Source organism: Mucilaginibacter sp. P2_D11 (assembly GCF_056404435.1).
Genome location: NZ_JBFUEA010000021.1, coordinates 40,132 through 52,944 on the forward strand (window position 1 = coordinate 40,132; position 12,813 = coordinate 52,944).

At 44.5% G+C, this 12,813-nt stretch carries 12 protein-coding genes and 1 tRNA gene; 4 read left to right on the forward strand and 9 right to left on the reverse strand.

Annotated features, from left to right (window positions below):
- Nucleotides 1-12: 12 nt before the first annotated feature.
- From AC1DXC_RS24450 to AC1DXC_RS24485, 8 genes are all read right to left on the reverse strand, one after another.
- Complete coding sequence (locus tag AC1DXC_RS24450; RefSeq protein ID WP_477461800.1) at nucleotides 13-744, reverse strand: polyprenol monophosphomannose synthase; 732 nt, start codon at nucleotides 742-744, stop codon at nucleotides 13-15.
- A gap of 117 nt (nucleotides 745-861) precedes the next feature.
- The gene (locus AC1DXC_RS24455) at nucleotides 862-2,349 is read right to left on the reverse strand and encodes a POT-type proton-dependent oligopeptide transporter (protein ID WP_477461801.1); all 1,488 of its coding nucleotides are present in this window, start codon (nucleotides 2,347-2,349) and stop codon (nucleotides 862-864) included.
- A 117-nt stretch (nucleotides 2,350-2,466) separates the two neighbouring features.
- Nucleotides 2,467-3,384 (reverse strand): hypothetical protein, encoded by a 918-nt coding sequence (locus tag AC1DXC_RS24460; protein WP_477461802.1) that lies wholly within the window; start codon nucleotides 3,382-3,384, stop codon nucleotides 2,467-2,469.
- A 183-nt stretch (nucleotides 3,385-3,567) separates the two neighbouring features.
- Nucleotides 3,568-4,746 (reverse strand): acetyl-CoA C-acyltransferase, encoded by a 1,179-nt coding sequence (locus AC1DXC_RS24465; RefSeq protein WP_477461803.1) that lies wholly within the window; start codon nucleotides 4,744-4,746, stop codon nucleotides 3,568-3,570.
- Between the two features lie 89 nt (nucleotides 4,747-4,835).
- Entirely contained in the window at nucleotides 4,836-5,336 is a 501-nt protein-coding gene (locus AC1DXC_RS24470) for a hypothetical protein (RefSeq protein ID WP_477461804.1), read from the reverse strand.
- A 174-nt stretch (nucleotides 5,337-5,510) separates the two neighbouring features.
- A complete protein-coding gene (locus tag AC1DXC_RS24475) occupies nucleotides 5,511-5,675 on the reverse strand; it encodes a type II toxin-antitoxin system antitoxin (RefSeq protein ID WP_477461805.1) in 165 nt (54 codons plus the stop codon).
- 10 nt (nucleotides 5,676-5,685) lie between these two features.
- Nucleotides 5,686-6,225 (reverse strand): hypothetical protein, encoded by a 540-nt coding sequence (locus tag AC1DXC_RS24480; RefSeq protein ID WP_477461806.1) that lies wholly within the window; start codon nucleotides 6,223-6,225, stop codon nucleotides 5,686-5,688.
- Nucleotide 6,226: 1 nt separating this feature from the next.
- Nucleotides 6,227-7,084: an SPFH domain-containing protein gene (locus AC1DXC_RS24485; RefSeq protein ID WP_477461807.1), complete on the reverse strand. Its 858-nt coding sequence runs from the start codon at nucleotides 7,082-7,084 to the stop codon at nucleotides 6,227-6,229.
- 112 nt (nucleotides 7,085-7,196) lie between these two features.
- Between AC1DXC_RS24485 and AC1DXC_RS24490 the strand changes: the two genes are divergently transcribed.
- Together AC1DXC_RS24490 and AC1DXC_RS24495 are read left to right on the forward strand one after the other, a co-directional pair.
- Nucleotides 7,197-9,266, forward strand: coding sequence for an HD family phosphohydrolase (locus AC1DXC_RS24490; protein ID WP_477461808.1), 2,070 nt, complete (start codon nucleotides 7,197-7,199; stop codon nucleotides 9,264-9,266).
- A 188-nt stretch (nucleotides 9,267-9,454) separates the two neighbouring features.
- Nucleotides 9,455-9,541 (forward strand) — tRNA-Ser (locus AC1DXC_RS24495).
- A gap of 534 nt (nucleotides 9,542-10,075) precedes the next feature.
- On the opposite strand, the gene AC1DXC_RS24500 is transcribed toward AC1DXC_RS24495, so the two are convergent.
- A complete protein-coding gene (locus AC1DXC_RS24500; protein ID WP_477461809.1) occupies nucleotides 10,076-11,002 on the reverse strand; it encodes an alpha/beta hydrolase in 927 nt (308 codons plus the stop codon).
- Nucleotides 11,003-11,125: 123 nt separating this feature from the next.
- On the opposite strand from AC1DXC_RS24500, the gene acpS reads away from it, so the two are divergent.
- Nucleotides 11,126-11,500: a holo-ACP synthase gene (acpS, locus tag AC1DXC_RS24505; RefSeq protein ID WP_477461810.1), complete on the forward strand. Its 375-nt coding sequence runs from the start codon at nucleotides 11,126-11,128 to the stop codon at nucleotides 11,498-11,500.
- On the forward strand, nucleotides 11,500-12,783 hold the full coding sequence (flxY, locus tag AC1DXC_RS24510; protein WP_477461811.1) for a flexirubin biosynthesis putative acyl-CoA ligase FlxY: 1,284 nt from the start codon (nucleotides 11,500-11,502) through the stop codon (nucleotides 12,781-12,783). Before acpS ends, flxY begins: the two co-directional genes overlap by 1 nt.
- Nucleotides 12,784-12,813 lie beyond the last annotated feature (30 nt).

Below are 12,813 nucleotides of genomic sequence, written 5' to 3' on the forward strand. Positions count from 1 at the left end.
CATATCTCAAATCTATCCCTCCGGGTACTTCCTGAAAATACTATTGATTTTCATTTGCAGCACGCCGAATACTGCTTCCTTGAATATCCCTTTCGACATTTTGGAGGTGCCGGCGGTTCGGTCGGTAAAGATGATAGGTATCTCTTTTATGCGGAAACCATGCTTTATGGTAGTGAATTTCATCTCTATCTGGAAAGCGTAGCCTACGAATTTCACTTTATCGAGCGCTATGGTTTCCAGTACCTTACGCCTGTAACACATAAAGCCTGCTGTGGAATCCTGGATATCGATGCCGGTGATAAAACGCACATACACCGAAGCGAAGTAGCTCATCAGTACGCGGCTCATTGGCCAGTTTACTACGTTTACGCCTTTAATATAGCGCGAACCGATAACGGCATCGTTATCATCTATGCAAGCCTGGCGCAACCTCAGCAAATCGTCGGGGTTGTGCGAAAAATCGGCATCCATCTCAAAAATATAGTCGTAATGATTTTCGATGGCCCACTTAAAACCCCGGATGTATGCCGTACCCAGGCCCAGCTTGCCCGCTCGTTCTATCAGGAAGAGTTTTTCGCCATAATCGCGCTGCAACGACTTCACGATTTTAGCCGTACCATCAGGCGAACCGTCGTCGATAATAAGCAGGTGGAAATCGTGCACCAACGAAAACACCTTGTGGATCATCCGCTCGATGTTTTCCTTTTCGTTATAAGTTGGTATAATTACTATACTATCAGGCACTTATCGTTTTTTTGGAATGGAGGTAAATGTCGGGGCTAAAATAGCCCATTTTAATTTGCAACAAAACAAAAAAACAGGAAAGCTATCGCAATCCTGTAATTGTAAGGTAATATTTTTTTATAGATTATTTGTATCAGCAATAACCTCGTTAGCAATATATGGGTCGGTAATGTAATTCCTTTCTTTAAGGCGCGACGAAACGATAAGGAATGCGATGATAAACACCGTGATGAAAGCCACGAAAAACCATTCGTAATTGGCTCCCTTAAGGTTTTTCGCCCACCAGCCGCCATCTTCGATGAGGCCATTGACAACTGCAGTAATCAGGTTGCCGAAAGAAACAACCAGGAACCAAATACCCGACATGGTACTCTTCATCGATTTTGGTGAATGGGTGTAAGCATACTCTAAACCGGTAATAGATACCAGCACTTCTGCCGCCGATAATATTAAAAACGCCAATACTTGCCACCACATTGATGGGTGGCCTCCGTTATCGATGCTTACATGCGTAAACCCTATCACCACAAACGATAGGGCCGTTAAAACTAAACCGGTACCCAACCTGCGCAATGGTGTTGTCTTTAATCCTATTTTGTCAAACCAGGGGTAAACTACATAGTTGAAAAGCGGTATAAATAACAACAGGAAAATAGTATTAAATGTAGACATAGACCCCGGCTCTACAATAAACGATGTGAAACCGAGGTTGATGTTCCGGTCCATTTTTTCGGCATAAAGCGTCCATTCTGAAAGGCATTGATCCCAAACAGCCCAAAACGCCAGTGCAAAAAAGAAAACCGAAATTACACGGTACACCGCCTTAACGCCCTCAACACGTTCGGGGTCGTATTTACCCTTGGCAATATCAAGCAACGATTGGCCTGGTTTCCGCTTGCTTAGGTTAGTTAACGCATACCAGGTAATAAACACCAGGTTGTTGCGGTTTACACCTTGCGGAGGCACTTTTACGTACTTTTTGCGGCCCATAAAAAATATCACGGTTGCCAGGGCCATTAATATACCGGGGACACCGAAAGCCCATTTAGCGCCATAGTATTTGTAAATGGTAGGGATAGCTATTGTTGACAACATGGAACCAGCGTTGATGCTGAAATAGAACCAGCCGTAAACTTTAGAAAGCAGATCCTGGTTGCTGGCATCGAACTGATCGCCTACGTTGGCCGAAACACAGGATTTGATGCCGCCCGCACCGATTGCTACGACCAGCATACCTATTTCGAAACCGCCCAGGCTGGTATCGAACATAGAAAGCAAAAGATGCCCCAGGCAATAAACTACGGATATATACAGGATGAGCTTATACTTGCCCGTAAACCAGTCGGCCACCATACCGCCTACAAATGGTAAGGCATAGGCCACCATCACAAATAAGTGGTTCAGCTTATTGGCGTGCGCATCGGCTTGTTGCGATAAAGCAGGATCACCTGTTGGGTTAAAGAACTGTTTTACCAAAAAGAGGGTAAGGATAGAACGCATACCGTAAAAACTGAAGCGTTCTGCTGCTTCGTTGCCTATGATAAACGGCACGGCTTTAGGGAATCTCGACTTTTTAACAGGGACTTCTGCGATGCTCTCTTGCATTAGTTGTTTGGGGATAAATATTTGCCTAAAATACTATAATTATACTAAACCAAAATTTTATACCGAAATTATTACAAATTGGTATAGCTATATTGGTTTACGGGTTTATCTACTGCCTTAATGTTTTCTTAAGGGCACTTGTTCCCTGTCTTTTAAGGCCTGCGCCTTGGGGTCTACAAATGTATTGTCTTCGGGTTGGGGTATGTTGCGCATATCCAGGTTATCTACGTAATGCCAGATGCCGTCTTTCAGTTGGTAGCCATCATAGGTAAGGTCGGGGCCGAAAGAATCGGGCCGGTCTTTCATCTTTGGGTCGGGTGGCGAGAGGTGGTCGAAAACAATAAGGTGCTGCTCGGGCACGTAACGTAATAGCATGGATGCCTGCCGGGTGTACTCAAATACAACGCGCTTGCGGGCTTTGCCGTTGCCGGCAAAAACGCCCATGCCCAGTACCGGCTTGTCTTCGCGGTTGAAAGATAGTATATCTATTACCTTTTTATTGGAGCGTACGGTGTTGCCCTTCCAGCCCAACATTACGTAGTATGGGGTGGCCGCATTTACGCGTACTATCTTATAATACTGTGCGCCAAACCATTTGTGATTATCGGTAACGCTGTCTTCGGGGTTTTTTAGTAAGGGGGAGTAATCTTCCAACGGGTACATCACCAATTTATCGGCATTCATTTGTATGGTGCCATAGAAACGATAGCTCCCATCCTGGTTCATGATATGCCAGCTGATGATGCGGAACCGGTTATCCGGCGCATTGATTATACTGACGCTTTTAAGCGAATCGAACCCGTAGTTAAAGGAGTTGCTTATTTTCAAGGCCGAAACCAGCGTGGGGATAAATTTATAATTGGCGGCCTTGCGGGTAAGATCGTCGGTATCGTTGATGAACCGTTTGCCGAGGATTGCCAGGCTATCTTCGTACATGCGCAACAATTTGCGGTTGGCGCTATTATCTGAATGCTGGGCGAAAGAACCTGTGGCAGAAAGTAAAAGGAAAATGATTATGTGTAAACGTTTGATCACTTTTGCTGTGTTGAGGATATAGGGTATAACTTAAAATAGCGGAATTTATTTTGAAGGATGTTTTTTTGACGTCCACGCATCGGGCTTTTCAAGTTCCTTAATGGCATCCTGTTCTGTAATTTTTTCGCAAAGGCGCAAAGACTCGATGCCTTATACGGCCTTTAGAGTATAAAATTACTGTTTTTACGCCATATTCTCTATTACCATGGCAGTTGCGCCGCCGCCGCCGTTACATATGCCGGCTGCGCCAAACTTACCTTTATTCTGCTTTAAAACGTTTATGAGGGTGACGATAATACGCGCGCCCGATGCGCCCAGCGGATGGCCAATGGCTACCGCGCCGCCGTTTACGTTCACTTTATCCGGATTTAAATCCAGCAGTTTATTGTTGGCTACGGAAACCACCGAAAAAGCTTCGTTTATCTCGAAGAAATCAATCTGTTCAGTAGATAAACCTGCTTTGTGCAAGGCCAGGGGGATGGCTTTAGAAGGCGCAGTAGTGAAATATTCCGGGGCCTGCTGTGCATCGGCATAAGAAACTATCCTGGCAAGCGGCTTTATGCCCATTGTTTCTGCCTTTTCCCTGCTCATCAGCACCAGGGCTGCAGCGCCATCGTTTAAGGTTGATGCATTTGCCGCTGTAACCGTTCCATCTTTCTTGAAAACAGGTTTAAGCGAGGGTATCTTCTCGAATTTTACTGCAGCGGGTTCTTCATCGTTACTGAATAAGGTTATATCACCTTTTTTATCTTTTAATTCAACCGGCGTTATCTCATCGGTGAACTTGCCAGCCGCCTGGGCCGCCTGCGCACGTTTGTATGATTCTATAGCGAACGCATCCTGCTCTTCGCGGGTAACGTTGCAATCTACCGCGCAAAGTTCGGCAGCCGAACCCATGTGGTAGTCGTTATACACATCCCAAAGGCCATCTTTCACCAATCCGTCGGTAATTTGTCCGTTGCCCAGGCGGTAGCCATTGCGGGCCTTATCCAGGTAATAAGGTACATTGCTCATGCTCTCCATGCCGCCTGCAAGTACGATTTCGTTATCGCCGTTGGCGATGCTTTGGGCGGCCAGCGTAATAGCTTTCATGCCCGATGCGCACACCTTGTTTACCGTAGTAGCGGGCAAATAGGGCAGGCCAGCGAATATGGCCGCCTGCGTAGCGGGTGCCTGGCCCAAATTGGCCGATAATACGTTACCCATGTACACTTCCTGTATATCAGCAGGCTGTAAGCCGGCATTTTCAACAGCGGATTTTATGACGAGAGCACCCAATTGTGTAGCTGATAAACCGGCAAGGGCGCCGCCAAAACTGCCAATAGGGGTACGTGTGGCCGAAACGATATATACTTCTTTCATGATTCGAGACGAATTATAATGGTGGGCAAATTTATATTTTTTGCTTTAAGAATAACGCGGTGTGGATAATTTATTATGCATGCATAGTATTAGCTTGCGTTTATGCTGAAATCGATGAGATACTTTAAGCCTGCAAATAATACGGGGAGGAAATTTGGTATTTCTACAGCGGGGATATCAACGCTTATGCAAAGAGAAGAATGAACATTGCCTTCTATCTCCATTAGTTTTTTACCATTCACATCAGTCCATATGTAGATCATCCGCCAAATGTTTGGCTGGCTCAAACTTGCTTCAAAGCCGTTGTTTAATTTGAGGTGCAGGGTATTTCTGAAGAATTTTGTCTCGGCGTAACCTATTATTTGGCCGTTGGGAGTGTTTAGCGTGATATCGCCAATACCCGTGCGTAAAGCTACTATGGAATTGCCGTCGGTTTCGAAAATAGTTGCCGAAGAAAATAATCCTTTGTGATATATCCTGCCGTACAGGTTTTGGCCATCGGTAAGCCTGAAATCCGGCCTAACCCAACCATTAGCTTCCAGCCAAAGATTATTGCCTTTTAAATTGGATAAGCTATTATAGAGGGACATTAGGACCGAAATATCTTTGTGTAATTAAAAAGCCTTTAATTGATAAAAGTGCACCTTTTTTTAACAAGAAGTTACAAAACGGAGTAAATTTCCGCAGGTCGTGAATCTACCGCGGAGGGGTGATTTGGATTGGTTCGCTATGGCCGGCTTTCTTTGAAAGATGAGCGCAAACAATCATTCCTTTTTCTTCCTTGCGGCTTTCTTCCTGTCGTTAAGTGCCTGTTGCAGCAAATACTCTATCTGCCCGTTGGTACTACGGAATTCATCGGCGCCCCAGGCTTCCAACTCCTTCAGCACCTCGGGATTTACTCTCAACACAAATGCCTTTTTTTCTGCCATGCTTTGATATTTACGCGCCCGCTCCCGCAGCAGCGGAGGCTTGGGCCTGCCGTAATAAAATTGTGCTAACTCCAATTAAAGCAAACAGCGGCAGGTTAAGCTTGCTTTTTTGTTTTTGCGGGCTTATGGTAACCTCAAAAGGCTTCTTCATGCTGAAGGGCTTCTGTTTCATATCTAATATATCGCCTTCAGTGCTGCTTGTTAACGTCAGCGATTTGGAAAAAAGCTTCTTGTAAATATAAGTAGCTTCAAAGCCATTGTCCAGTTTTAGGCTGGAATCCCGTTTCCAATGCGATGGCTTTACGCTGCCGATGGTTTTGTCCTCGCCCTCGTTCAGCAACATGGTGTTGTTGAACCAGCCTTTTATTTTCAGTGTCCATAGCCCATCCGCAGTTTCTATAATGGCGTGCCGCTTCCATATGCCTTTGTAGCTCAGCTTGCCATATATGAACTGCCCGTCGGTCAGTTCGTAATATGGGCAAAACCATTTATGGCGGGTTACAAACAATTCGTTTGTTTTTATCTGATTGAAATTCCTGAAATCGTTCATCTTAATGATATAACGTGCCTGTGTTTACTACCGGTGATACGGCGCGTTCGCCGCAGAGCACAACCAGCAAGTTGCTCACCATGGCTGCTTTGCGTTCTTCGTCCAGCTCTACGATGTTCTTTTCGGCCATTTTATTCAAAGCCATCTCTACCATGCCTACGGCGCCCTCTACAATGAGCCTGCGCGCAGCAATAATAGCCGATGCCTGCTGGCGCTGTAGCATCGCCTGCGCAATCTCGGGCGCGTAGGCCAGGTGCGATATGCGCGCCTCCACCACTTCTATGCCGGCACGGTCCAGGCGTTCGTTCAGTTCTTTCTCTAACATATGGCTTACTTCTTCGGCACCGCCACGTAGGGTGATGCTGGCGGTTTCGTCTTCGATATGGTCGTAGGGGTAGGAGTTTGCCAGATGGCGCACCGCAGCTTCGCTTTGTATGTTTACATATTGCAGGTAGTTTTCTACCGCGAAAACGGCTTTGGCGGTTTCCTTTACCTGCCATACTATTACAGCCGCTATCTCTATGGGGTTACCTACGCTGTCGTTTACCTTAAGCTGCTGCCCGTTAAGATTGAAGGCGCGTAGCGAAACTTTCTTTTTTACCGTAAATGGGTTCACCCAAAAGAAACCGCCCGATTTTACGGTTCCCAGGTAATTGCCGAAAAGGATAAGCACGCGCGATTCGTTAGGGTTTACGATAATGAGGCCCGAAAGTACGATGATTAGGTCGAACAAGCAGATACTGCCACCGATAAAGGGGTGTCGCTCCACAAAAAAATATGCTGCTGCCCCGCCCAAAATGAAGAATAACAACAGGCCTAAATAGCCCGATGGTGCTGTGATAACTTTTTCAGAGTTCATGGTTGTTGTGATTTAAAATGATATCATAAAGATATCAACTTTGATTTGATAAAAGCAAGAAAAAACACATTTAACCGAAACTTATATTATTTTTGATAGGTTAAACACTCCAATGGCAAAACTATCATCGGCACGGCAGAAGGCATTATTGCGCAAATACGCCCTTAATGTTAAGTTTTTTATGATGATAGTGAGCGTAAGCGTTATCGTTTTCGCGCTGCCCAAGCAGGCAAAATTCGGCTACGAATACGAAAAGGGGAGGATTTGGAACCAAAAAGACCTCATATCGCCCTACAACTTCGCTATACTGAAAACCAACCAGGAAATAGAAGCCGACCAAAAAGCCGCCCTGGCTACGGTAACACCTATTTACCAGCTAAATACTGATGTGGGCAAGCAACTGATAGACGGTTTTAAAACCGATCTGGAGATAAAATGGCATGGCGCCGGCATAAACGACAAGTTTAAATCCAAATATCTTGAGACGGGCGTAAACCTGCTTACCGAAGTCTACAACCGCGGCATATTTAAACCTAATACCAAATATCAGCAGGGCGGCCCCAATTACAAAATAACCATACTAAGCAATAACATAGCAACTGAGCGCAACACAGCCGACCTCTTCACCCGCGAAACAGCCATTACCTACTGCGATAATGCGATAGGCAAGGTGCCCTATGTAGACCGGGCATTTATGCTGAACCTGCTGCAAGACAGGCTACAGACTAACCTTGCTTATGACCTTAAACTAACCACCAGGCTGGAGCAGGAGGTTGTTGAGAACCTTTCGATCACCCGTGGCATGGTGCAAAAGGGCGAAACCATTATCAGCAAAGGCTCGGTTATCAATAACGAGGCTTTCCAAAAACTGAACTCCTACAAAAAAGCGTTCGAGGATAATGCGCGTATCAATGGCAACTATAAGCTGGTGTTGCTTGGTCAGTTTTTGCTGGTTGGTTTGGTGATTTCGCTGCTGATGATTTTCCTTTACCTCTTCCGAAGGGATATTTATAACGACAACCGCCTGGTGAGCCTGATATTGCTGGTAGTTACTGCAATGCTGGCCACCTTATCGCTGGCTATTAAGTTACAGTGGCCGGGCAATTTGTATTATATACCTTATTGTATTGTACCTATCATCATCCGTATATTGTTCGATACGCGCCTTGCGCTCAACATCCACTTGCTGGTGGTGCTGGTAGCAGGTTTTTTTGTGCCGAACAGCTTCGAGTTTGCGTTTTTTGAGATAACGGCGGGTATGGTATCGATCTACAGCATCAAAAATTTATTACGCCGCGAACAATTCCTAATCTCTGCGCTCATCATCACCTTTGCCTATTTTGTTTCGTTCATGGGCATATCTCTGGTTCGCGAGGGCTCGTTCGCAAGTATCGACTGGATGGACTTCCTCCCTTTTGCAGGCAGCGTAATGCTCACCCTGCTAGCCTATCCGCTTATTTATGCTTTCGAGAAGGTATTTGCCATCACATCAGATATCACCCTTATCGAACTCACCAATACCAATGCGCCATTGTTGAGAGAGATGGCTTTTAGCGCACCAGGCACTTTCCAGCATTCGCTACAAGTAGCCAACCTGGCCGAGAACGCTATCTACGCCATCGGCGGCAATGCTTTACTGGTTAGGGCAGGGGCCCTGTACCACGATATCGGCAAGATGCAGAATCCCCTGTTTTTTATCGAGAACCAAAGCTCGCACTTCAACCCACACGATAAGCTGCCATATGAGGAAAGCGCCCAGATTATCATCCGCCATGTGAGCAAGGGGATAGAGATGGCGCGGAAAGCTAACCTGCCCGAAATTGTTATCGATTTTATACGTACGCATCATGGCAACACCCGCGTAGATTATTTTTATCAGTCGTTTTTAAAGAATTTCCCCGAAAAATTCATCAACGAGAATATCTTCCGGTATCCGGGCCCGATACCTTTCTCCAAAGAGGCAGGCGTGTTGATGCTTGCCGACTCGGTAGAAGCGGCATCACGATCGTTAAAAGAGCCCGACGAAGAATCTATCGGCGTACTGGTAGATCGCATCGTAAAATACAAACTGGATCAAAATCAGTTAAACGACAGCAACATAACCCTGAAAGATCTGGAAACCATAAAAAACATCTTCAAACGCATGTTGATGAGCATTTATCATGTGCGGATAGACTATTAGCAGGTTTTGAGTGATTTTTTGAGGGAGTTTTGAGTGGTTTGTTGCTGTTTTTCATGTAATAACAGATGCATTTCTTAAATAATTCCACACATAATCAAGTGGATAGCTAATAAGTCAAATTTTTTTTTGACAGGCAGGTCGATTTGCTATATTTGCAATCCCGAAAAAAGGGAACATATTTTAACACTGGTGAGGTGCCTGAGAGGCCGAAAGGATCAGTTTGCTAAACTGACGTACGGGAAACTGTACCGAGGGTTCGAATCCCTCCCTCACCGCTGACAAAAAATAACGCCTGTAAGTCATTGACTTACAGGCGTTTCTGTTATGATTATTTAACGCTTGAAATACTCGAACCTTGGTTTTATATTTTCATAAATTTCCTATTATTAGTATTTTATGAAAAGTTAGCAAATTGTAAAGCTATTAACTCTATCGCTTCCCCGACTAATATCGCATAATTTTCTTTCCTGATGAAGGGCTTTATCAACTATGGACGCGGTGGGGGCGGCGGTAATTTTATACGCGGCAATTTTATTTTTCGGTGCCGTGGCGGCTGATGTACTACAACCCGCCTGTGTGGGCGCTTTTTAAAAAGGTGTAATGGGTCTGGTGGCGGCGGTGGTCTCTTCTGGAAGGTTTCCGCAGGTGCCACAGGCAATGCCGGCGTAGCTTCAGCAAATGGCGTGGTGGCAATAAATAGTGCTGCGGCCATATAAATTCTTATCATTTTCATATTTCTCATTTTTAGTGGCAAGTAATATAACTATAACTCAAAAGCAATCAATATGTTTAGTCTGAAAATAAAGTATTTACTTAGTTATATTGGTATACAAAAAATCGGCAGTGTACTGCCCGGCTTCCAGCCAGCGTTCTTTTGTTTTTTTGCCTGCACCAAAAACGGGGTTGAAATTTTTTTGCAGTTCGTGCGAGTAACCTTCAAATAACTTAAAGCCGTTGGGTATTTTTAAAGTGTCCGCTTTTTGGTGTATATCCAAACTGCCGTACAATGTGGTGCCTTTATTGGTCAAGGGTACAAGGCCGTCTTTACTGCCATGAACACATACAATAGGCACTTGGGCATTTTTTAACCAGTTTAAATTGAATATCGCCCCCCAGTAGCTGATAACGCCGGCCACTTTGGTTGGTTCGGTTTGGGTTGAACTTGCCACGCTATCGGGCAGGGCTGCAAGTTTTGCCAGTTGGGCATTTGTACTATAGGCAGTTTGCAGGGCTATCATTCCACCGGCGGAATTGCCTCCCAGGATAATTTTATCCGGGTCGATATTGTATTCCTTATAATTCTTTTTAAAAAATGCCACAGCGCTGCGTGCGTCCTGCACGGCATAATAACAGCTTCTTAACAATTCATCAAAATGCAAAAAGGGGTAGTGCTTACTTAAGGTGTAATTGATAGACACGCAAACATAACCACGTTTGGCAAAGGTTTCGCTCCATAATTCTACACCAGCAGCATTTTTCGAACCAAATTTAAATCCACCCCCATGCATCCATATGATGAGAGGCCGGGCGGTAGCGGTATCTCCACTGGGTTGGTAAAGGTCAAACAAATGCGCCTTTTTCTCTTTTTTAGTATCACCTGGGCTATATGTTAAATTGGTAGTTTTTATAACATTTGGGAAAACAAGATCTTTATATCTTATAGATGATGCGCTTTGCGCCCGTAAGGTTAATGTCGCAAACAATAGCAGGGCAGATAATAATGGTTGTTTAAACATAATAGTATATACGTTACAACTTAAGCAAATGGATGTTTTAACCGTTAAACAAAGGTTCCCATTACATTGGCACGAACAAAGATTTTATTAGATTTGAAATCGGCTAAACAATAGGCGCGCAATATGGTTATAGGGCTTGGAATTGACATGATTGAAGTAGAACGGATTGAAAGCAGGATAAGCAATAATAACGGTTTCAAGGAGTTGGTTTTTTCTGCCGATGAAATTACTTATTGTGAAGCCCAAAAGTATAAATTTGAACATTATGCCGCTCGTTTTGCAGCCAAAGAAGCATTTTTTAAGGCGATGGGCACAGGTTGGGCAGAAGGTACTTTGTTTAGCGAGATAGAAGTGGTGCATGCCGAAACAGGCAAACCGCAATTTAAATTTTATGGCGATACGCTTATAACAATTAACGCTATGCAAACAGGCAACATTTCGCTTTCTTTAACACATATAAAATCTGTGGCATCTGCAGTAGTAATTATAGAAAAGTAATGGATACGATAAGCGATAGGGCAGAAGAGACTACAACCATACAGGAGGCTAAATTAAAGGAATTGCTGGCCTATCTTTCAGCAAATTCGCCTTTCTATAAGCGACTATTTACAGAACACCGGGTTGATATCAACTCTATAACATCGGTTGCCGATCTGCCACTTATCCCCGTCACTACAAAAGACGATCTTCAAAAACACAACGATGATTTTTTATGTGTGCCGGCAGATCACGTTGTTGAGTATATGTCAACATCGGGGACCTTGGGCAGCCCGGTAACCATAGCGCTTACCGAAAATGACCTGGACCGGCTGGCGTATAACGAATACAATTCCTTTTTATGTGCAGGTGGTACCAAACAGGATATTTACCAGCTGATGTTAACGCTCGACAGGCAGTTTATGGCTGGTATAGCTTATTACTCGGGCATCCGTAAATTAGGTGCCGGGATGGTGCGTTTAGGGCCGGGTGTGCCTGCTCTGCAATGGGAAACCATAAAGCGGTTAAAACCAACAACCATTGTGGCCGTGCCATCCTTTATTTTAAAGCTGATACAATTTGCGAAGGATACCAATATAGATATTAACCAAACGTCGGTAAAAAAGGCGATCTGTATTGGTGAAAACATTCGTAACACTGATTTTAGCTTTAACATATTAGGCAAAAAGATAACCGAAGCCTGGGATATACAGCTTTTCTCTACCTACGCCAGTACCGAAATGCAAACTGCTTTTACGGAATGCAGCGAAGGAAAAGGAGGGCATTATAAACCCGAATTGCTGATAGTTGAAGTACTGGACGAAAATAACCAGCCGGTTGCGCCAAATACGCCGGGCGAAGTAACGATAACTACCCTAGGTATTGAAGGAATGCCATTACTGCGCTATAAAACCGGCGATATATGTATGTATTTTGATGAACCCTGTGCCTGCGGCCGAACAAGCCTGAGGTTATCATCCATCATTGGGCGTAAAAAGCAAATGATTAAATTTAAAGGCACTACACTTTACCCGCCGGCCTTGTTTGATCTGCTTAACGAACGTGAGGAGATACTTGATTTTGTAATAGAAGTGTATTCTAACGAGATAGGGTTAGACCAGGTGGCTTTATACCTTGTACCTGCCGAGGATAGTGAGGAATGCGACCATAGGATAAGAGCCTATTTGCAAGCCAGGTTAAGGGTAAGCCCACATATAAAATATGTAACGGTAGAAGAGATACAGAAAATACAATTTACCGAAGCCACCCGCAAGCCAATTAAATTTATTGATAAAAGGGCATAGCCGTTATTATGCGTTTGGTGCGTCCTTTAT